Source organism: Rhodococcus sp. UFZ-B548 (genome assembly GCF_903819475.1).
In the GTDB taxonomy this organism is placed as follows: domain Bacteria; phylum Actinomycetota; class Actinomycetes; order Mycobacteriales; family Mycobacteriaceae; genus Rhodococcus_F; species Rhodococcus_F erythropolis.
Genome location: NZ_CAIJDS010000035.1, coordinates 26,331 through 45,721, shown reverse-complemented (window position 1 = coordinate 45,721; position 19,391 = coordinate 26,331). Strand labels below are relative to the sequence as shown.

At 62.1% G+C, this 19,391-nt stretch carries 20 protein-coding genes; 10 read left to right on the top strand and 10 right to left on the bottom strand.

Annotated features, from left to right (window positions below):
- Positions 1-9: 9 nt before the first annotated feature.
- From H7C86_RS24780 to H7C86_RS24760, 5 genes are read right to left on the bottom strand one after another with little or no spacing between them, the layout of a single operon-like run.
- Positions 10-1,188 carry a lipid-transfer protein gene (locus H7C86_RS24780; RefSeq protein ID WP_182262399.1) on the bottom strand — a complete coding sequence of 393 codons (1,179 nt, stop codon included), beginning with the start codon at positions 1,186-1,188 and terminating at the stop codon, positions 10-12.
- Positions 1,188-1,616 (bottom strand): MaoC family dehydratase, encoded by a 429-nt coding sequence (locus tag H7C86_RS24775; RefSeq protein ID WP_182262398.1) that lies wholly within the window; start codon positions 1,614-1,616, stop codon positions 1,188-1,190. Before H7C86_RS24775 ends, H7C86_RS24780 begins: the two co-directional genes overlap by 1 nt.
- Positions 1,613-2,728 carry an acyl-CoA dehydrogenase family protein gene (locus H7C86_RS24770; RefSeq protein ID WP_003939700.1) on the bottom strand — a complete coding sequence of 372 codons (1,116 nt, stop codon included), beginning with the start codon at positions 2,726-2,728 and terminating at the stop codon, positions 1,613-1,615. Before H7C86_RS24770 ends, H7C86_RS24775 begins: the two co-directional genes overlap by 4 nt.
- Positions 2,728-3,675: a MaoC family dehydratase N-terminal domain-containing protein gene (locus H7C86_RS24765; RefSeq protein WP_182262397.1), complete on the bottom strand. Its 948-nt coding sequence runs from the start codon at positions 3,673-3,675 to the stop codon at positions 2,728-2,730. The genes H7C86_RS24770 and H7C86_RS24765 overlap by 1 nt, the downstream gene beginning before the upstream one ends.
- Entirely contained in the window at positions 3,672-4,838 is a 1,167-nt protein-coding gene (locus tag H7C86_RS24760; RefSeq protein ID WP_020970792.1) for an acyl-CoA dehydrogenase family protein, read from the bottom strand. The genes H7C86_RS24765 and H7C86_RS24760 overlap by 4 nt, the downstream gene beginning before the upstream one ends.
- Before the next feature lie 130 nt (positions 4,839-4,968).
- Between H7C86_RS24760 and H7C86_RS24755 the strand changes: the two genes are divergently transcribed.
- From H7C86_RS24755 to H7C86_RS24740, 4 genes are all read left to right on the top strand, one after another.
- Positions 4,969-5,427: a nuclear transport factor 2 family protein gene (locus H7C86_RS24755; protein WP_019745302.1), complete on the top strand. Its 459-nt coding sequence runs from the start codon at positions 4,969-4,971 to the stop codon at positions 5,425-5,427.
- 115 nt (positions 5,428-5,542) lie between these two features.
- Positions 5,543-6,400, top strand: coding sequence for a MetQ/NlpA family ABC transporter substrate-binding protein (locus tag H7C86_RS24750; RefSeq protein WP_182262396.1), 858 nt, complete (start codon positions 5,543-5,545; stop codon positions 6,398-6,400).
- A 12-nt stretch (positions 6,401-6,412) separates the two neighbouring features.
- Positions 6,413-7,432 carry a methionine ABC transporter ATP-binding protein gene (locus H7C86_RS24745; RefSeq protein WP_182262395.1) on the top strand — a complete coding sequence of 340 codons (1,020 nt, stop codon included), beginning with the start codon at positions 6,413-6,415 and terminating at the stop codon, positions 7,430-7,432.
- Positions 7,429-8,097 carry a methionine ABC transporter permease gene (locus H7C86_RS24740; protein ID WP_021345548.1) on the top strand — a complete coding sequence of 223 codons (669 nt, stop codon included), beginning with the start codon at positions 7,429-7,431 and terminating at the stop codon, positions 8,095-8,097. Before H7C86_RS24745 ends, H7C86_RS24740 begins: the two co-directional genes overlap by 4 nt.
- Positions 8,098-8,101: 4 nt before the next feature.
- Here H7C86_RS24740 and H7C86_RS24735 read toward each other — a convergent pair whose 3' ends face one another.
- Complete coding sequence (locus tag H7C86_RS24735) at positions 8,102-9,322, bottom strand: fatty acid desaturase (RefSeq protein ID WP_003939858.1); 1,221 nt, start codon at positions 9,320-9,322, stop codon at positions 8,102-8,104.
- 133 nt (positions 9,323-9,455) lie between these two features.
- Between H7C86_RS24735 and H7C86_RS24730 the strand changes: the two genes are divergently transcribed.
- Both H7C86_RS24730 and H7C86_RS24725 read left to right on the top strand, forming a co-directional pair.
- The gene (locus H7C86_RS24730; protein ID WP_372461213.1) at positions 9,456-10,661 is read left to right on the top strand and encodes an enhanced intracellular survival protein Eis; all 1,206 of its coding nucleotides are present in this window, start codon (positions 9,456-9,458) and stop codon (positions 10,659-10,661) included.
- Between the two features lie 65 nt (positions 10,662-10,726).
- On the top strand, positions 10,727-11,290 hold the full coding sequence (locus H7C86_RS24725) for a GtrA family protein (RefSeq protein ID WP_003939753.1): 564 nt from the start codon (positions 10,727-10,729) through the stop codon (positions 11,288-11,290).
- Between the two features lie 85 nt (positions 11,291-11,375).
- Here H7C86_RS24725 and H7C86_RS24720 read toward each other — a convergent pair whose 3' ends face one another.
- From H7C86_RS24720 to H7C86_RS24710, 3 genes are read right to left on the bottom strand one after another with little or no spacing between them, the layout of a single operon-like run.
- On the bottom strand, positions 11,376-12,257 hold the full coding sequence (locus H7C86_RS24720; RefSeq protein WP_019745306.1) for an LLM class F420-dependent oxidoreductase: 882 nt from the start codon (positions 12,255-12,257) through the stop codon (positions 11,376-11,378).
- Positions 12,254-13,084, bottom strand: coding sequence for an SDR family NAD(P)-dependent oxidoreductase (locus tag H7C86_RS24715; RefSeq protein ID WP_020909144.1), 831 nt, complete (start codon positions 13,082-13,084; stop codon positions 12,254-12,256). The genes H7C86_RS24720 and H7C86_RS24715 overlap by 4 nt, the downstream gene beginning before the upstream one ends.
- A complete protein-coding gene (locus H7C86_RS24710; protein WP_397517269.1) occupies positions 13,081-14,712 on the bottom strand; it encodes an AMP-binding protein in 1,632 nt (543 codons plus the stop codon). The genes H7C86_RS24715 and H7C86_RS24710 overlap by 4 nt, the downstream gene beginning before the upstream one ends.
- A gap of 254 nt (positions 14,713-14,966) precedes the next feature.
- Here H7C86_RS24710 and H7C86_RS24705 point away from each other — a divergent pair, with 254 nt between their 5' ends.
- The 4 genes from H7C86_RS24705 to H7C86_RS24690 are packed head-to-tail and all read left to right on the top strand — an operon-like array spanning position 14,967 to position 18,513.
- Positions 14,967-16,628: a class I adenylate-forming enzyme family protein gene (locus H7C86_RS24705; protein WP_003940339.1), complete on the top strand. Its 1,662-nt coding sequence runs from the start codon at positions 14,967-14,969 to the stop codon at positions 16,626-16,628.
- Positions 16,625-17,095, top strand: a complete 471-nt coding sequence (locus H7C86_RS24700) for a nuclear transport factor 2 family protein (RefSeq protein ID WP_060937981.1) — start codon at positions 16,625-16,627, stop codon at positions 17,093-17,095. The genes H7C86_RS24705 and H7C86_RS24700 overlap by 4 nt, the downstream gene beginning before the upstream one ends.
- 10 nt (positions 17,096-17,105) lie before the next feature.
- Entirely contained in the window at positions 17,106-18,002 is an 897-nt protein-coding gene (locus H7C86_RS24695; protein WP_182262392.1) for a TIGR03619 family F420-dependent LLM class oxidoreductase, read from the top strand.
- Position 18,003: 1 nt separating this feature from the next.
- Positions 18,004-18,513, top strand: a complete 510-nt coding sequence (locus H7C86_RS24690; protein ID WP_046379295.1) for a nuclear transport factor 2 family protein — start codon at positions 18,004-18,006, stop codon at positions 18,511-18,513.
- Positions 18,514-18,521: 8 nt separating this feature from the next.
- On the opposite strand, the gene H7C86_RS37370 is transcribed toward H7C86_RS24690, so the two are convergent.
- Entirely contained in the window at positions 18,522-19,037 is a 516-nt protein-coding gene (locus H7C86_RS37370) for a hypothetical protein (protein ID WP_229756667.1), read from the bottom strand.
- Positions 19,038-19,391: the final 354 nt, after the last annotated feature.

Here is a 19,391-nt window from a genome sequence, read left to right as displayed (position 1 = left end):
TTTCCTCTCTCAAACAGCGCCGAGAACGAGACCGCTGGTGGGTACTGCTGTTCCGGCTGTGACCAATACGTTTTCGACGCCCTCGGGCTGGTTGGTCGACGTGCCTCGCACCAGTCGCACACCTTCGGCAATTCCGTTGACACCGTGCAGGTACGCCTCGCCGACCTGACCACCGTGAGTGTTGGACGGCAGGCGTCCACCGATCTCGAGGTTGCCTTCGCGGATGAAGTCCTTTGCTTCGCCTGGCTTGCAGAAGCCCAGTTCTTCGAGCTGGGGAAGCACCAACGGAATGAAGTGGTCGTACAGGATCGCGGCGTTGATGTCGTCCGGTGTCAGGCCGCTCTGGCCGTACAGCTGACGAGCAACCAGGCCCATCTCCGGGATACCGGAGATGTCGGGCCGGTAGTAGCTGGTCATCATGTGCTGATCCTTGCTACTGCCCTGAGCGGCGCCCTTGATGACGACGGGCTTGTTGGCCAGATCCTTTGCGCGCTCGGCAGAGACGATGACCAATGCCTGGCCGCCGTCGGTTTCCTGGCAGCAGTCGAGCAGGTGCAGCGGCTCGGCGATCCAGCGCGAATTCTGATGGTCCTCGAGCGTGATCGGACGCTCGTAGAACCAGGCAGCCGGGTTGTTGGCGGCATGCTTGCGCGCCACCACTGCAACTCGTCCGAAGTCCTCACTCGTCGCACCGTACTGGTGCATGTAGCGGCGGGCGAACATGGCGACCCACTGAGCGGGAGTCGACAATCCCTGCGGAGTCATCCACGCATACGCGGCGCGGTCCGCGGTGCTGTCCATCGGTCGATCGTGTTGGCCCAGGCCGTAGCGCACACCGGAGCGCTCGTTGAAGGCGCGGTAGCAGACCACGACGTCGGCAACACCCGTCGCAACTGCCATGGCTGCCTGCTGCACGGTGGCACACGCAGCGCCGCCGCCGTAGTGAATGCGCGAGAAGAACTTGAGCTCACCGAGGCCGCAGTTGCGAGCCACGATCGCTTCGCCGTTCGTCTCCGACGTGTAGGTGGACAGACCGTCGACCTCGGACGGATCGATACCAGCGTCAGCGAGTGCCGCGACGATGGCCTCACACGCCAACTGCAGTTCGGTGCGGCCGGAGTTCTTGGAGAACTCGGTGGATCCGATGCCGACGATGGCGGCGGCTCCCGAGAGTGGGCTGATCGCCATCAGGGCCTCTCCTCTTCCTTGAAAGCGACTGCGACGGTGCCGGATGCATGGTTGCCGAGGCTGTTTGCACCCTGCACCTTGACCACGACCACTCCGTCTTCCTTGGACACGACCTCACCGGTCATCGTCATGGTGTCACCCGGGTAGTTGGGCGCCCCGAGACGAATGGCGATGCGGCGCAGGGTCGATGCAGATCCGGCCCAGTCCGTGACGTATCGACCGACAAGACCGTTGCTCGTGAGGATGTTCATGAAGACATCCTTCGAGCCACGCTCCTGCGCCAGGCTCGGATCGTGGTGCACGTCCTGAAAATCGCGAGTGGCGATTGCCGTGGCGACGATCAACGTGCGGGTCAGCGGGATCGCCAACTCGGGCAATGCCTCTCCGACAACGATGTCTGCGTAACTGCGACCGGCAAGTACGGTCATGCGAGCACCTCCACACCGGATGCGAGCTGCGCACCCAGACGCGCTAGATCGGAGCTGGAACCACCGAGGGTGGCAGCAATCTGCTTGCCCCACAACAGGTGACGGTGAACCGGGTAGTCGGTGTCGACGCCCATGCCGCCGTGAACATGCGTGGTGCGATGCACGACGCGCTGTCCGCCGTCGGTAGCCCACCACTTGGCGACCAGTACCGAGGTGCCGAGATCCAGTCCCTCGGAGATGCGCCAGGCGGCCTGCCACAGGGTCACGCGCATCGCTTCGAGATCGATGTAGCAGTCAGCGAGTTGATGATTGACGGCCTGGAAGGTCGCCAGCGGACGGCCGAACTGCTTGCGGCCGTTCAGGTACGTGACGGCCTGCGCGACTGCACCCGACCCGACGCCCCATTGGATTGCGGCCAATGCCAGCTGAACGCGGTCGATCAGCCACGGAACCGTGGTGCCGTCAGCCGCACCGATCAGCTGCGCGGGGGCACCGGCAAAGGTGACGTTGGCACAGATCTCCCAGTTGGTGGACTGCGTCTGTTCGAGCGTCACTCCCTCGGCACTCAGGTCGACCAGCAGCAGTGCCGTACCGGTGGAAGCGGTTGCCGAAACGAGAGCAAGGTTCGCGACGTGAGTCATCGGCACTACTGCCTTCTCACCCGTCAGAGTCCAGTTGCCGTCGGCGTCCTGCTCAGCCGTGGTCAGTGGGTCGCCGCCCGTGTATGGACCGAACTCTTCGAGACCGACGGTCAGGAATCGACTGCCGTCGGCAACTCCCGGAAGGAGTTCGGCGCGAAGGGAATCAGAGCCGAATTCGTTGACAGCCAATGCTGCAAGGGTCGTTTCCCAGATCGGCACGGCCGCAACGTGACGTCCCTGCTGTTCGAGCAGTGCGTACAACTCGGACAAGCCGAGGCCACCGCCGCCGAACTCCTCCGGCAGGGCGATACCGAGCAACCCGGTGCTCGCGAGCTCACGCCACAGTTCACGGTCGACGCGCTCAGCGGAGAGTTCGATCTCCTTGGTGCGCTCGATCGTTGCCTTGCTGGTGAAGACCTCGTCGGCCAGTGCGCGAATTGCTTCCTGCTCTTCGCTGAAATTGAAGTCCATCAGTGCTCCTCGCGTACGGCCGGCCGGAACGCGGGAAGCGTCAGATCCGGGTCGGCGTCGATCCAGTCAAGTTCCACGGGCATGTCGACCACGACATCTTCGGGCGCGATACCCACCATGTTGGCGATCAATCGGGTTCCCTCTTCGAGTTCGATTACCGCAACGATGAGCGGGTAGTCGAACGCGTCGATCTTGGGGTGGTGATTGACCACGAAGCTGTACACCGTGCCCCGGCCCGACGCGTCGATCGTGTACCACTCGAGTGACCGGCACTCCCCGCACATCGGGCCGGTGGGATGACGCAACGTCTTGCAGGACGCGCAGCGCTGGATCACCAGACGGTGCTCCTTGGCTGCTTCGAACCAGAAAGCGTTGTCCGCGTTGAGAGCCGGACGCGGACGCAGTGCACGAGGAGCTTCGGGCGCAGCAGATTCCTGAGGTTTGAACCGCAGCGTCCGCCACCGCTGGGTGCCGACAACCTGATCGTCACCGTTGCGGTAGGTCTTGAGCGTCGTGACGAAGTGTCCGACACCGAGGCCGGTCTTCTTCTCCGGCGAAATCGACTCGATGACCTCGGTGTAGTTAACGCGATCGCCTGGGCGCAGTTCGGCGAAGAACTCCTGATCGGAATCGGTGGCCACGACGGAGGTGTAGCCGGCTGCGTCGAGGGTGGCGATCAGATCGGTCCACACCTGCGACGGGTCGTTGCCCGCCATCTTGTCGGTAAAGGTCCGCATGATCCAGACCTGAAGCATCTGAGCGGGAGCGACGACGCCGTCACGACCGGTGGCGCGGGCAGCGTCGTCGTCGAGGTAGACGGGGTTGGTATCGCCCATGGTCTCGGCCCAATGCCGGATCATGGGGATGTTGACCTCGTCGGGTCCCCAGGTGGTGGGAACAAGCGTCTGGCCGACAAAAGCGTCGAGTTGCGCCGAAATGTCGCTCACTTGACCCTCTTTTCGCGAACGAGTCCCAAGCCGATGGTGCCGACCATGTCACGCAGAACCTCGTTGACGCCGCCGCCGAAGGTATTGACAACACCCTGACGGGAGATCTGCTCGATCTGACCGGCAAGCAAAGCGCCCGGAGACTCGGGGCGGATGCGTCCGGCGGAGCCGAGAATTCCGAGCAGGGTGCGGTAGACGTCGACATGAGTCTCGGTCCCGTACGTCTTGGTAGCGCCGGCGTCGGCTCCGGAGAGCGTGTCCTGCGCGACGGCTGCCGTCATCTTCCAGTTCAGCAGTCGCATGGCCTCGAGCTTGGCGTGTGTACGAGCGAAGTCCTGCTGCACCCACGGGATGTTGATGGCACCGTTTTCCTTGGCCCAGTCCAGAACCAGGTTCCACAGACCGTACGTGCGACCACCGATGGCCGCCAAGCCGATTCGCTCGTGATTGAGCTGAGCCGTGATGAGCTGCCAGCCGCCGTTGACCTCGCCAACAACGTCCTTCGACGGAACACGAATGCCGGAGTAGTACGTCGACGTCACCATCAAACCGCCGACGGTGTTGATCGGTGACCACTCGAAGCCTGCGTCCTCGGTGGGGACGATCAGGATCGAGATGCCCTTGTGCTTGGGGGCGTCCGCGTCGGTGCGGCAGGCCAGCCACACGTAGTCGGCGGTGTTTGCGCCACTGGTGAAGATCTTGTTGCCGTCGACGATCCACTCGTCACCGTCGAGAACCGCACGAGTCTTGAGTGACGCGAGGTCGGTGCCGGCCTCGGGCTCGGTGTAGCCGATGGCGAAGACGATGTCGCCGGCAAGAATGCCGGGCAGGAATCGTTCCTTCTGCTCTTCGGTGCCGTACTTCATCAACGTCGGTCCGACGGTATTGACCGTCACGAAGGGGAACGGCAGTCCCGCGCGCTGAACCTCGTCGAAGAACACGAACTGTTCTTCGATGGAGCGGCCCTGTCCACCGAATTCCTTGGGCCAACCGATGCCGAGCCAGCCGTCCTTACCCAGCAACTTCACGATCTCGCGGAAGTACTCGCCGCCCACACCTTGCTCGCCGGCCGCGCGACGCTTCTCTTCCGGCAGCAGCGCCGCGAAGTACGCGCGCAACTCCTTGCGGAGCTCCTGCTGCTCGGGCGATTCCCTCAGATCCATCGCTGTTTCTCCTATGGCATTCATGGCTGGCAACTCTTGGTCTGGACGCTAACCAGATGCCCAGGTGGGCGCTGTGAATGTCTCGTTGAGCGGGAAGCCGAAACATGAGCGGCGTCACATAGGGTGAGATATGCGCATGGACTCCTCGGATCGCGTCGCTCTCACCGACTTGGCCGCCAGGTATGCACAGGCCGTCGACCGCCGAAACACCACCGCGCTTGCGGCTCTCTTCACTGACGACGTGGCATTCGTCTTGCCGCCGGCATTGAACGGAACGGATGCGCCGACGGAGATACGTGGGAACACCGTCGTCAGCAGTTCGGTGGTCGATGCCGTCTCACATCTGCACTCGACCCGGCACATCGTCGAGCAGCAGATCCTCGACCTCGACAGCCCCACCACCGCGCACGGTGAGGCCTACTGCTCCGCTCACCACATCTATCCGCGGGGCGAGGGCCACCGGGACAACCGGATCGAGATTCGTTATCAGGACAGCTTCGAAAAGGTCGACGGCACCTGGTTGTTCTCGCGTCGTGAATTGGTAGTCGATTTTGCCGAGGACGTTCCGGTCATCCTGCTCGGACAATAGGTACAGGAAAAAATCGCGGTGATTCTGTATCTCCTCACGGGAGGTTTACCGGGCTAGCGTTCAGCAACTGTCACGCCATCTCGGCGTGACGTTCGGCTATGTCTTGGAGATTCACATGTCACGCTCGCGCACCAGAAGATTCCTCGCTGCCTTCGCAGTGGCCGCCGTCGCAGTCGGAACCGTCGCAGCGTGCTCGAGCGACAACTCTTCCGATGAGAACGCGCCCCTTCGCATCGTCGCTTCTTCGGTTCCGCACGCCGAGATCTTGAAGTTCGTCGAAGAAAAGGGCCTGCTCGGCGACACCAAGATCGAGGTCAGCGAGATCACCGGCGACCTCGACGCCAACGAGGTGCTCGAAGCGGGCGACACCGACGCCAACTTCTTCCAGCACGTGCCGTACCAGGAATCGTGGTCGAAGGAAAAGGGCGTCGACGACCTGGTCGCCGTGGCGAAGGTCCACGTCGAGCCCCTCGGTGCATATTCCAAGAAGGTCACCAACGTGGCCGACCTGCGCCAGGGCACAACGGTCGCTTTGTCCAACAACGTGACGAACTTCGCCCGTGGGCTGTACCTGCTGCAGCAGGCCGGTTTGATCAAGCTCGATCAGCAGTTGGGCGCCCCCGGCACCGACATCACGCAGATCAGCGAGAAGAACATCATCGACAACCCCAAGGGACTCACGTTCACCCAGGTCGATCCCCCGCAGCTTCCGCGCACTCTCGACGACGGAAATGTCGATCTCGCAATCATCAACGGCAACTACGCAATCGAAGGCGGCCTCAATCCCGCCAAGGACGCACTGGTGCTCGAGAAGGCCGAGGGCAACCCGTACGCCAACGTCCTCACGGTTCGTACCTCCCTCGAAAACGATGCGCGAGTGCAGAAGTTGGCCGAGGCATTGACGTCCACCGACGTCGCGACGTTCATCGAGCAGACCTACCAGGGCTCGGTCATTCCGGCCAGCGCTACCTGATCGAGACCCGTCATGGTCTTCTCGATCGAATCGGTCTCCAAGGAACACCGCAGCGGCACAGAATACCGCAGCGGCACAAAGGTTCTGCATGCACTCGATTCCGTGTCCCTGAAAATCGAAGACGGCGAAATCTTCGGCATCATCGGCAAGAGCGGCGCCGGTAAATCGACTCTGCTGCGCTGCCTCAACCTGCTCGAACGCCCGACCAGTGGCCGGATTCTGTTGGGTGACACCGATCTGACCGCGTTGAGCCCGGCGCAGTTGCGCGATGCACGCAAGCGGATCGGTGTCGTGTTCCAGCATTTCAACCTGCTGCACTCCCGCTCGGTCGCCGCCAACATCGCCTTTCCTCTCGAAGTGGCGGGGTACTCGCGGGCAGATCGCCGTGCCCGCGTCGACGAGCTGATCGAGTTGGTCGGCCTGGAAGACCGACGTGACGCCTTCCCTTCGCAACTGTCCGGCGGACAGAAACAACGGGTCGGGATCGCGAGGGCCTTGGCGGCTTCTCCCGATGTCCTCCTGTGCGACGAAGCCACGAGCGCCCTCGACTCGGATACGACCGATTCGATCCTCGACCTGCTCGCCGACCTCAATCGACGTCTGGGTGTGACCATCGTTCTGATCACCCACGAGCTCAACGTGGTTCGACGGATCTGTCACCGCGCCGCCCTGATCGACCAGGGACGTATCGTCGACGAGGGAACGCTCACCGAACTGGTTGCGGACCCGGACTCACCCCTCGGCGAGGCGCTACTGCCGACCGGAACGGTGCGAACGTCCCCGACCGGAATTCCGGCACTCCTCACCTTTGTCGATTCGCTGTCGACCTCGCCCGTGATTTCCCAACTCTCGCGTGATCTCGATGTCGACGTCACCGTGATCTCCGGCGGTATCGAGGACATCGGAGCCCATCAGGTCGGCCGCCTTCGCGTGGAGTTCGCCTCGCACACCGGACTCGCCAACGACGAAGAGACAAGAAAGTCTGTCGAAGAACATCTTTCGCAGCGCGGAGTGAAGGTGACGTTCTCATGAACAAGACGTCCTGGCAGGATTCCCTGGGCGAAGCATGGGAAGCCCTACTCGACACGCTCTACATGGTCGGCGTCTCGTTCGTGCTCACCGTGATCATCGGTATCGCCCTCGGCGTTCTGTTGCACGCGAGCGCGCCCGACGGAATCCGTCCGAACCGCGTTCTCAATTCGGTACTGGGCACCGTGGTGAACATCGGCCGTTCGCTGCCGTTCGTGATTCTGTTGGTCCTCCTCATCCCGGCGACGCGGGCGATCGTCGGAACAGCGCTCGGGGCGACGGCAGCGATCGTCCCGCTGACCATCGGCTCGGTGCCCTTCTTCGCTCGCGTCGTCGAGAACGCACTGCGTGAGGTCGATTCCGGACGCGTCGAAGCAGCACGATCCATGGGCGCCACCGACAAGGACATCATCGTCAAAGTGCTACTGCCCGAATCAGTTCCGGGATTGGTAGCCGGAGCAACCCTGACGGCGGTGATGCTGATCGGTTTCTCGGCCATGGCAGGCGCCATCGGCGCCGGCGGTCTCGGCGACTTCGCGATCAAGTACGGCTACCAACGATTCAACACCCCGGTGTTGTTCGTCGCTGTCGTGATCTTGATCGTGTTGGTTCAGGCGATCCAGTCGACCGGCGATCTCGTAGTTCGTTCGATGGCCCACAAGCGGTAACCGATCAGCTCGACACCATCGCGATCGCAGTTCGCAGGCCTCGCCGCTTACCGGTCTGCGGATCGACGCCGAAGACTTCCTTGATTCCGCCGCGGATGCGGAACTTCAACTCCGAGTGCGTCTCCGGAGCATCGTCCTGGGACGCGGAGAGAAACCTGTTGGGCAGCGACAACTTCCAGATGGTCCGCAACGTCAATCCGTACTGCTTCCACAGCGGCCCGGTGGTGTACGGGAGGTCGTACTTGTCACACAAGTCCCGCAGCGGCACCGCGATTTCCGAGTACCGATTGCTCGGCAGGTCAGGGAAGCAGTGATGCTCGATCTGGTAGCAGAGGTTGCCGCTCATGAAGGCCATGACGGGGCCGGCATGAAAGTTGGCGGACCCCAGCATCTGTCGTAAGTACCACTGAGCGCGGGATTCGTTCTCGAATTCCTCGAGCGTGAACTTCTCGGCACCGTCGGGGAAGTGCCCGCAGAAGATGACGGCGTAACTCCAATAGTTGCGGATGAGATTTGCAACGGCGTTGGCCGTCAACGTGGTCTTCCACGCCGGGCCGGTCAGGGCGGGGAACAGGATGTAATCCTTCGCCACCTGTCGCGCGATCTTCTTTCCGACGTCCTTGGCCATCTCCGATTTCTCGGACCACTTCACCTCGCCCTTGCGAAGCTTGTCGGTCTCGAGGTGATGCAGTGCGACGCCCCACTCGAAGAGGGTCGCCAGCACGAAATTCGTGATCGGTTGGAAGAGATAGTCGGCGTGCCACTTCTGATCGCGCGTGACGCGCATGATGCCGTAGCCGACATCGTTGTCGAGGCCGACGATGTTGGTGAACTTGTGATGAGTGAAGTTGTGCGAGTGCTTCCATCCCGAGGACGGGCAGGTGTTGTCCCACTCCCAGTTGCTCGAGTGAATCTCGGGATCGTTCATCCAGTCCCACTGACCGTGGATGATGTTGTGGCCGAGTTCCATGTTCTCGATGATCTTGCCGACCCCCAGCAGCGCAGTCCCCAGAATCCAGGCAGGCTTCTTCTTGCTGGCGAACAAGACGATGCGGCCGGCCACCATCAGAGAGCGTTGAAACGCGATCGTCCGCTGGATATATCGAGCATCGTGCGCGCCGCGCTTCTCCTCGATGTCGAGCCGAATGGCGTCCAACTCGCGCCCGAGCGCTTCGACGTCTTCCTCGGTGAGATGGGCATATTCCTTGATGTCGGTGATCGCCACAGTGTTTCTCCGTATCGGTTTTCTCCGTGCCGCAGGACTGGTCCGTCGGGCGGTACCCCTGGGAGCCGGTGCGGAAACGTCAGCCCCGATATTCATGTGCGTCTTCACGCAATCTATGCCAAAGTCGATATACGTGAGCCCCGAAAACAAGATCACCATCCGCACCGCTACCGAGAGCGACTGGCCGGCTCTCCAACTACTCGACTCGGTGGGGTTCGGTTTTCACCCGTCTCCCGCGGTCAGCGAACTGACGAAGGCTCTCTACAAGCCCGAGGACATCATCCTCGCCGTCGACGGTGACCTACCCGTCGGCGTGGCCATCGAAATCGACATGGAATTCACCGTGCCCGGCGGACGCCAACTCCCCACGCGCGGAATCACCTGGGTATCCGTCGCCCCGACTCACCGTCGCCGTGGCGTCCTACGCTCGATGTTCACTGCACTTCACGCCCACATCGAGTCGACCGGAGCACCACTTGCCGCCCTGACGGCCAGCGAGGCCGGCATCTACAACCGCTTCGGATACGGCCCGGCCACCTTCAGCGAGGGCATCACCCTCGATCGCCGCTTCGCGCGGTTCCGCCCCGAGGTGCCCGACAACGGTGGCGTGTCGATCGTCGACGTCAAAGCTGCCTCGACGCTTCTACCCGAGATCTACGACCGCTGGCGACTGCTGACACCCGGCGCTCAATTGCGTCCGCGACCGCTCTGGGACCACATGTTCGCCGACCCGTCCGAGGATCGTGACGGCGCCTCCGGACTGTTCTTTCTGACACACGCGGACGGATACATCGCTTACCGGCACACGAGCGAGGGCCGCGACAGCATCGCCCGGATCGACGAGTTCGTGACGATCACCGAAGACGCGCACGCGGCGCTGTGGCGCACGATCTGCGGCCTCGACCTCGTCACCCGGATCGAGACACGCCAACATCCTGCCGATCCACTCAGGCTGATGCTGACGGACTACCGTCTTGCCCGGACGACGACGCGCTCCGATCGACTGTGGCTGCGCATCATGGACGTGCCCGCGGCTCTCGAGGCTCGTGAATATGCTGCTGACCTGGACACCGTCATCAAGGTCGAAGATCCGTTCCTGAAGGCCGGCGGAACTTTTGCACTTCAGGTCAAGGGTGGCAAGGCCACCTGTACGGCCACTGACGCGGAGCCCGCGATCACGATGCCCTCTGATGTCCTGAGCAGCTTGTACCTGGGCGAGCACCAGGCCAAGACCTTCGCGGCGGCGCACCGACTCCACGCGTCCGATCCGCGGGAAATCCGGAATTTCGACTTCGCCTTCAACGCAGAGAAGCCCGCAATTCTCGGGTACGGATTCTGATGATCTTGCCGACACGGGCATCGACGATTTGTGCCGTCGGTCGTATTCAGGGTTAGCCTCGAACAATGGCGTTTGTCGAAAAGATGGTCAATAGGCTTCCTGAGCGGGTTCTCGTGCGCGTCCTGCCGCACGCAGAAATGCTCAAGTTCCTGGTGGTCGGCGGCATCGCCTTCATCGTCACCACGGTGCTGTTCTTCGGCATCAAGTGGACGGTTCTGCCTCAGCACCCGGTGACGGCCAACATCCTTGCGGTCCTGATCGCGACGGTTCTGTCTTACGTTCTCAACCGCGAATGGTCGTTTGCTCAGCGCGGTGGTCGACAGCGCCATCACGAGGCCGCTCTGTTCTTCATCGTCGCGGGTATCGGTTTGGCCATCAACCAGGTACCTCTCTGGACCTCCAGGTACGTGTTCCACCTGCGTCAACCCGAGGTGTCGGTGTTGATGGAGAACTTCGCGGACTTCATCAGCGGATCGATCATCGGGACCCTGCTGGCGACGGCCTTCCGCTGGTGGGCCATGCGTCGGTACGTCTTCCCCGAAGAAGCCACCGACAGCCAGGTCGTTCTCGACATCGAAGCGACACCCGGCACGAAGACGCCGACAACCGACGCCACCGCCCTCGACTGACGTCCCGGATCGACGCACCCGATCGCTCGCGCTTCGTGGCGCGATGGTCCTGAACGGGCTGGCGCATCCCTGATCAGACGAAGGACTACGCGCCGAGCCCCAGCCGCTTCGAGCATTCAGCCATTTCGTCGATGATCAATTCCAACGACGTGCCACGACGGCTCGCGGACAACACGATTCGATCGGCTCCCAACCCGCGTGCCCACTCGAGTTTCGCTTCGTCGAGCCTGGGCAGTGTCGCACCGAGTACCAGCGATACGTCGGCAGGATCTCGATCTGCCTTCACCGCAGCCGCTTTCATCGCCGCTACAGCCTTGTCGAGATCTTCACCGGCCAGTCCCAGCGGCTGGAAACCATCACCCAACCGGCCTGCTCGCCGAGCAGCAGCGAGACTGTGTCCACCGATGTAGAGCGGAACTCCGGATTCGCGGTGCGGCTTCGGCCAGCTGTACGCACCCTTGAACGAGAAGTAATCGCCGTCGAAATCGACTGCTTCCTTGCCCTCCCAGAGTGAACGCATCACCGCGATGGCCTCATCGGCTACCTTGCCGCGGCGCTCGAAGTCACCGCCGCACGCTTCGATCTCTTCTTTCATCCAGCCCAGACCGAGACAGATGCGCAATCGCCCACCCGAAAGTCGATCCAGCGTCGCCAAGCGCTTGGCAAGCACTACCGGATTGTGGTTGGGAAGCACCAGAACTCCGGTGGACAGACCCAAAGTCGTTGTGGCGCCGGCAACAAATGACAGTAGTTCCAGTGGGTCCGGGATGTCACAGTCATCGGGTAGGTGAGATTTTCCGGTCGGAGAGTACGGGTATTCGCTCGCCGTATCCGCGATGACAACCGAGTGCTCCACGGCCGAGATCTCGTCGAAACCCAACGATTCGGCAGCACGGGCGAATTGCAGAATCCAGTCGGGATCTCCACTTCGACCCAATTCGACCGGAACAACTACGCCGAGCTTCATACCGTTTCCTCCAGTGTCGCCATCAATTTCGGACCGTCCACGACGCGACCGAGGAACCGGTCCGCATCCGGATCTGTTGCAAGCCACACCGCAGCAGCGGCGGGCACGGATGCCGGTGTGGCCGCAAATCCGGCTTCCACTATCGCGTCCGCGCCACCACGGGCTTTCCCTGATTCCGTGATGACAAATCCCGGACTCAGGTTGAACGCTTTGATTCCGGCGCCTCGATACTCCGAGTTGATCGCTCCGGCGATACGTCCGAACGACGCCTTCGACGCGGCGTACGACAAACCCCAACCACCCTCGCCGGGAGGCGCAGGCGGATCCAGGGTCGCCGAACCAGATGCGAGGTTGACGACCACCCCGTTGCCGCTCTTGATCATCGACGGCAGAATCACCTGAATCAACGCAAGCTGGTGCAGATAGTTGCCGATCGCCATCGCCTGGGCGTCGTCGATCTCGATGTCGAGCACCCGGTCCATGTTTCCGACCGTCTGTGCGTAGGCGTTGTTCACCAACACGTCGACATGTCCCCACTCCGCCAGCACCCGTTCACCGGCGCCGCGGACGGAGGCCAGATCGAGCAGATTCATCGGAACGGCCAAGGCGCGCACACCGAAGGACTCGATCTCGGCAACCGTCGTCTCCAGGCTGCCGGGTACCGGAATGACCTGCTCCCCCTGCCTCGTTCGCGGGGCCGCCCGCCCTTCGCCTTCACGAACGGTGCGGGCTGTGATCGCAACATCGAATCCGGCGCGCGCGAATGCCAGCGCGCACTCACGGCCGATCCCCCGGGAAGCGCCGGTAACCAGCGCAACACCACTCATAGGAACCGCGTGCGGCCGTGAGTCTCGAACTCCTTCTCCAGGTCCACCACGTCAGCTTCGGTCATCAACGTGTATTCGGGAGTACCGCGGCCCACCCAGTGGAACACTGGTTCGTCGGTCCGCCAGCGGTCGGCTTGAAGTTCACGTTTGAGTACCTTGTTGGAGCCCGTGACGGGCAGATCAGTCGAAACACGAACAAATCGCGGCGCTGCCTTGGTACCCAAATCCGCCTGCGCGGCAAGGTAGGCGGCGAACTCGGCCGGATCGAAATCGGCAAAGTCGGCGACCTCGACAGCTGCCATCACCTGATCGCCCGAACGCGGATCCGGTACCGCGAAGACACCCGTGGCAATCACTTTGGGGCGCCGACGCAGGATGTGCTCGATCATCAAAGCCGAGGTGTTCTCACCGTCGACGCGGATCCAGTCACCCTTACGTCCGGCGAAGTAGATGAACCCGGCCTCGTCGACGTAGCCGAGATCGCCTGTCCAGTACCAACCGTGGCGAATCTTCTCGGCAATGGCGTCTTCGTTCTTGTAGTACCCCTCGAATTTCTTCGATCCGGCCTTGTCGACCATCTCGCCGATGGATTCGTCGGGGTTCAGCACGTGACCGTGCTCGTCGAGAATTGCGCGGGGTCGCTCTTCGCGGGTATCGGGATCGACGATCACGATGTTCTCGCTCGCGGGACGGCCAAGCGCGCCGGCAGGTTGGTTCGGATCGAGCACGACCGAACCGGCACCTTCACTCGAACCGTATCCCTCGAAAAGCTGCGCACCGAAACGGCGGATGAACTCTGCCTTGTCCCCCGGCGACGCCTCGGTCCCGAAGCCGTGCGTGAGGGTGTTCTCGATGTCGTCGGGCAGTTCCGGCGTCGCCATGAGATACCCCAAGGCCTTACCGACGTAGGTGAAATATGTTGCGCCGTAGAACCGAACGTCCGGCATGAATCCCGAGGCGGTGAACTTACGAACGAGGCAGACCGTAGCTCCCTGCGAAAGGGCCGGCGCCCACAGAGCCATCAACGCGTTGCCGTGGAAGAGCGGCATGCAGCAGTAGCAGACGTCGTCGCGGTCGATGTCGTACTTGGCGCAGTTCGCGTAGGCCAACCGCGTCAGACGCCCCTGGCTGCACCTCACCGCCTTGGACATTCCGGTGGTGCCCGAGGTGAAGAGAAGCAAGAACAGCGTCGACGCGTCGACGCCGAGGTCGATCTGAGGCGACTCGACCTGGTGAGCGGAAATCTTGTCCGGGTATGACGCGTCGTCGACCAGAACAAAACGATCTTCGGTCAGTCCGAGGTCAAGGCCGGACAACTTCTCGTAGCCCGCTTTGTCGGTGACGATCAGCTGGCAGTCGACGTACCGAACCTCAGCCTCGAGTTCAGCTCCACGCCTGGTCGGATTGATGCCGACGATCGTGGCCCCGGTCAGGGCCGCGCCGCCGAGCCAGAACAGGAACTCGGGATCGTTCTCCAGAAGTACTCCGACGTGAAACGGTCCAGGCGCGCGAAGCAACTTCGCAAGCGAGCCGCGCGCCGCGCTCTCGCGCACCACCTCGTCCCAGCTCCAGTCCTGCGTCCGCGTCCGCAGACCCAGGTGCTGATCACCGAGACGGTCGATCAACATCTGCGCGACGTCCTCGCGCTGAGGAGCTGCAAGAGCTGCATTCGAAGATGCTTCGGTGGCGGTGTTCGTCATCGTGTCCTGTGTCCTAGTCGATATCGGAATGTCGATTACTCCAACTGCGATACGACTCGAACGTATCGACGCCTCAATGCCGGAACCGTCCCAGTCTCGCTCAGTGGTAACCACCGCCACAGATATGATTTTCTCGTGAGATTTTGTGACGTGAAAAGCGCCACAATACGAAAGGCCATTCCATGACTGCCCCCGCAGATCCGCAGTTGCTTCTGGACCAGGCGGTCTCACGCCTCACCGGTCCAGGTGGGCCATTCGAGATCGTCGAAGAAGAGGTTCTCGGCACCATAATGCCCGTGATGAAGAACCGTGGTCACGCCATCGGTGAACTCATCTCGGCATCTCGTGCCTGGGGCGACGGCGACTATCTCGTCACCAGCGATCGTCGAATCTCGTTCACCGAGCACGCTGATTCCGTCGCCGCGCTGGCAACTGCTCTGCGGGACAAGTACGGAGTCCGCAAGGGCGACCGTGTGGGCATCCTCGCTGCCAACACTCCCGAATGGGTCATGACGTTCTTCGCGACGCAGGCGCTCGGCGCGATCGCTGTCGGTCTCAACGGTTGGTGGGTTCCGCGCGAGGTCACCCACGGGATCGAGCTCTCACGTCCGAAGGTTCTGGTCGTGGACGCCAAGCGCGGCGCCGCCCTCCCCGAACTGCCGGCAGACATCACGGTCCTCACCATGGAAGAGGATCTGCCCGCGCTCATCGCGGAATATGCAGGCTCCGACGTGCCGAGCACCGACATCGACGAGGACGACCCCGCCGTCATCCTGTTCACCAGCGGTACCAGTGGCCGCCCCAAGGGCGCACTCCACTCGCACCGCAACGTGATGGCCGTCGTCGACTACCACAAGTACAGCGACGCGATCGGCGCTGCATTCACCGGCCGTGAGTACGACGCTTCCAAGCCGAGCCCACTGCGTTATCTACTCACCTCCCCGCTCTTCCACATCGCCAGCCTGCACAATCTGGTGGTCCCCCGTCTCGCGACGGGCAGTGCCGTCATCCTGACCGAGGGCGGATTCGACGTCGACAAGGTGCTCGGGCTGGTCGAACGCGAGCGCGTCACCAACTGGGGTGCTGTCCCCACGATGGCATCGCGGCTACTCGAACACGGCAACATCGCCAAGTACGACGTCTCTTCGTTGACTGCATTCTCGCTGGCGTCTGCGCCGTCGTCGCCCGCGTTCAAAGAACGCCTCAAGGAGCAGGTGCCGTTCGCACGCAATGCTCTGGTCGACAGCTACGGCCTCACCGAATGCAGCACCGCAATTGCGGTCGCCGTCGGCGCCGAACTCGAAGAGTTCCCAGGCACTCTCGGACGTCCGATCATCACCGTCTCGATGGAGATTCGCGATCCCTTCGGCGAGTGGCTGCCGGACGGCATCGAAGGTGAAGTGTGCGTGCGCAGCCCGTTCGTCATGCTCGGATACTGGGAGAACGACGAGGCGACCGAGTCTGCAATTGCACCTGGACGCTGGCTCCGCACCGGCGATTTCGGCGTCATCGAGAACGGACGTCTCCGTCTCACCGGTCGTCGTTCCGACCTGATCCTGCGTGGTGGCGAGAACGTCTACCCCACCGAGATCGAGCAGACGCTCGACGAACACCCCGACGTGATCGAGTGCGCTGTCATCGGCATGCCGCACCCCGACCTCGGCCAGGAAGTGTCCGCCGTGGTTGTACTGCGCCCCGGGGCTGCCACCACGGAGGCGGAGTTGCGTGACTACGCCGCCGAGCGACTTTCCTACTTCAAGGTGCCGTCGAAGTGGCGCATCACCAGCGATCTGTTGCCTCGCAACGCAACCGGCAAGATGGTTCGGCGCGAGATCACCGTATGACCGCGGAGCTGTCACGGATCGTCGCCGAGTCTGCGATCCGTGACCTGCTCTGTGAGTACACGCATCTGATCGATCAGGGCAGATTGGGTGAAGTCGCTGCATTGTTCGCCCAGTCCGACTACGGGCAGTGCGGACCGGACGGGGTTGCCACCACTCTCATTTCGTCCGACGCCGACGCAGTGTTCGCAGCCTGCAGCGGCTTCATTCGGATGTACGGAGATCCGCCGGTTCCACGAACCAAGCATCTGCTGACCAACACGCGGATCGTGGTCGACGACGAATCGGCGTCCGCACTCTCGTACGTCACGGTCATACAAGGTACCGAAGATCTTGCCCTGCAACCTATTTTGTCGGGACGCTACTTCGATCGCTTCTCGTGCATCGACGGGTCCTGGCAGTTCAGCTCGAGGCTCTTCTGTTTGGACAACATGGGCGACATGTCCGCTCATGCCAAGCGGGCACTGTAGAGGAACGACTGTGGAAATCGGTGTCAACGTTTTGGGTCTCGAGGCCCTGTTCGACGGCAAGGTCCGCCCGGTCTTGGACTTCGCCGCGGGTGCTGACAGTGCCGGGATCGATCTGATCTGCACCGGCGACCACCTCGGGTTCAATGCCGACGCTCACGCCCAGCGGGTAGTCGAACACAACTTCCTGTTCCCGTTGGATCACCCTTGGTACGAACCGATTTCATTTCTGTCTTCGATCGCCGCGGTGACGGAACGAGCTCGCCTCGGAGTATCGGTTCTGATCGCCACTGTTCGCCCGGCGGCCCTGCTTGCAAAGCAGGTTGCCACTCTCGACTCATTGTCCGAAGGTCGAACTGTCATGGGTTTCGGCGTTGGATGGCAAGAAGCTGAATACACCGCCACCAACATGCCTTTCGACGCGCGATTCGGGCGCATGGAGGAGACCGTCGCAGCCTGCCGCGAACTGTGGACCAATGCACCGGCCACCTTCCAGGGACGCGACTTCGCTTTCGAGAACTACCACAGCCTCCCGCTGCCGATCCAACCCCGAATACCGGTGCTCTTCGGTTTCGGACCAAGCCGGCAGAACTTCGACCGCATCGCACGCGTCGCCGACGGCTGGACCGTGAACCCGACCGATCTGGGAACGTTCACCGACAGTGTTGCACTGTTGCGCAACACGTTCGAAGCCCACCAACGTGACCCGGAGTCGGTGCGCGTGCAAGTGTCCGCGGCGCCGGTTCGACGCGACAACGGGTCCGTCGACCTCTCGGCAACCGCAGACAAGGCCCGGGACTGGTTCGCCCGCGGCGCGTCCGTCGTCGTTTTTCGACCCGCCGTATTCGATTGCGCTGCCGAAGAACTACCAGAACTACTCGACTGGATGACCAGCATCAAGGAGGCGTGACATGGACCGGGCACTGCAAGATCTCATCGACAAGCAGGCAATCCGTGAGGTGGTTCTGACGTACTGCCGTGGCATCGACCGCCTCGACTTCGATCTCGTCCGCAGCGCCTACCACCCTGATGCGATCGACCATCACACCGGATTCGACGGCAACATCGACGAGTACATCGCCTGGGTGACACCAAAACTCTCGGCGATCGGCGGCACGATGCATCACATCGGCAACCACCTGGTCGAACTGCACGGCGACCACGCGATCAGCGAGGCGTATTCGATGTCCACACACTGGGGTGGGCCCGAAGGCATCGGGATGATCAACTTCACCAGCGGTGCGCGATTCATCGACCACATGGAGCGTCGCAACGGTCGCTGGGCGATCAAGGAGCGATGGGCCGTACGAGAGTGGACTCGCTCGGACGAGGGCCGCTTCGTCAACCCCGAAGGGCCTGGTCCGCGTGGGCGTCGTGACGCCTCGGATCCTCTGAGCGCACTACGAAGTTCCCTTGAATAACTTGGGGTTCAGTCTTCGAGGTCGAATTCAACTCGCGCTCTCGCGAACAACATGCGGATGTCCTTCCCGAACGTGACTGCTGCCGTTCCCAATGCATTGACCGCTGCGGTCAACGGGTCCGATTCGAGCGCGTCGAAAATCGCATTGAGAGCGTAGGACGGGACATGAATATTCCCGTGATCGAACGGATTGGACTCCGGTTGCGGCGAACGGTCCACTATCTCGACCTTGACTTCCAACTGCACGTTGTCGGTCCCCGCGCCGAATTCCTCCTCGTGTAGGTGTTCGAATGCCGTTGTGCGATTTCCGAAGGGTTCCGGAAGTTGTTGTCCCACATGCATAGCGTTGAGGGCCGGGCGAACCCAGTCCCTGTCGGCCAATCCCGCGTACTCATACGCCTGCACAGCGGCCCAAAACGCGAGTCGACGAAGAGTCGGGACGTTCATGCGGACGACCGCTTCGGCAAGTGGTCGGTCCATACGAGCTATGTCTTTGCCGGACTGGAATCGTTCGAGTTGAGGCATCGGATCTCCTCCCCACTCCTGCCGCTCTCGTTCAGCAGCTTCGGCGCGGAGGTCACTGATTTGCACAAACCTGGACGGCTCGCCGTTCTCGCCGTCAATCGTTATCCATGTCGACTCGATGTCCCGCTGTGCACGAGGAATCGGTTCAGGTATCGGTTCGTCCACCGGAACGCCATATCCCGGCATGTCCCACTGCAGCGATGGCCGCACCTCGTCGCCGCCTGAAGGCCACATACGCACCCGCCAAACATCTCCGGGTTCTGTCGATCCGGGCCAGCCGTAGTTCACAAAACCGCGGCCGGCAATCTCGACCAGATATGACCCCTCCGGTACATCACAGACAATGAACTCCCC

Bases quoted from the DNA above. Each gene is read 5' to 3' on its own strand.
- H7C86_RS37370 (WP_229756667.1), bottom strand. From the start codon at position 19,037: ATGCCTCAACTCGAACGATTCCAGTCCGGCAAAGACATAGCTCGTATG.
- H7C86_RS24760 (WP_020970792.1), bottom strand. From the start codon at position 4,838: ATGGATCTGAGGGAATCGCCCGAGCAGCAGGAGCTCCGCAAGGAGTTG.
- H7C86_RS24770 (WP_003939700.1), bottom strand. From the start codon at position 2,728: ATGGACTTCAATTTCAGCGAAGAGCAGGAAGCAATTCGCGCACTGGCC.
- H7C86_RS24720 (WP_019745306.1), bottom strand. From the start codon at position 12,257: ATGAAGCTCGGCGTAGTTGTTCCGGTCGAATTGGGTCGAAGTGGAGAT.
- H7C86_RS24775 (WP_182262398.1), bottom strand. From the start codon at position 1,616: ATGACCGTACTTGCCGGTCGCAGTTACGCAGACATCGTTGTCGGAGAG.
- H7C86_RS24715 (WP_020909144.1), bottom strand. From the start codon at position 13,084: ATGAGTGGTGTTGCGCTGGTTACCGGCGCTTCCCGGGGGATCGGCCGT.
- H7C86_RS24725 (WP_003939753.1), top strand. From the start codon at position 10,727: ATGGCGTTTGTCGAAAAGATGGTCAATAGGCTTCCTGAGCGGGTTCTC.
- H7C86_RS24750 (WP_182262396.1), top strand. From the start codon at position 5,543: ATGTCACGCTCGCGCACCAGAAGATTCCTCGCTGCCTTCGCAGTGGCC.
- H7C86_RS24755 (WP_019745302.1), top strand. From the start codon at position 4,969: ATGCGCATGGACTCCTCGGATCGCGTCGCTCTCACCGACTTGGCCGCC.
- H7C86_RS24700 (WP_060937981.1), top strand. From the start codon at position 16,625: ATGACCGCGGAGCTGTCACGGATCGTCGCCGAGTCTGCGATCCGTGAC.
- H7C86_RS24740 (WP_021345548.1), top strand. From the start codon at position 7,429: ATGAACAAGACGTCCTGGCAGGATTCCCTGGGCGAAGCATGGGAAGCC.
- H7C86_RS24780 (WP_182262399.1), bottom strand. From the start codon at position 1,188: ATGGCGATCAGCCCACTCTCGGGAGCCGCCGCCATCGTCGGCATCGGA.
- H7C86_RS24705 (WP_003940339.1), top strand. From the start codon at position 14,967: ATGACTGCCCCCGCAGATCCGCAGTTGCTTCTGGACCAGGCGGTCTCA.
- H7C86_RS24710 (WP_397517269.1), bottom strand. From the start codon at position 14,712: ATGTTGATCGACCGTCTCGGTGATCAGCACCTGGGTCTGCGGACGCGG.
- H7C86_RS24745 (WP_182262395.1), top strand. From the start codon at position 6,413: ATGGTCTTCTCGATCGAATCGGTCTCCAAGGAACACCGCAGCGGCACA.
- H7C86_RS24690 (WP_046379295.1), top strand. From the start codon at position 18,004: ATGGACCGGGCACTGCAAGATCTCATCGACAAGCAGGCAATCCGTGAG.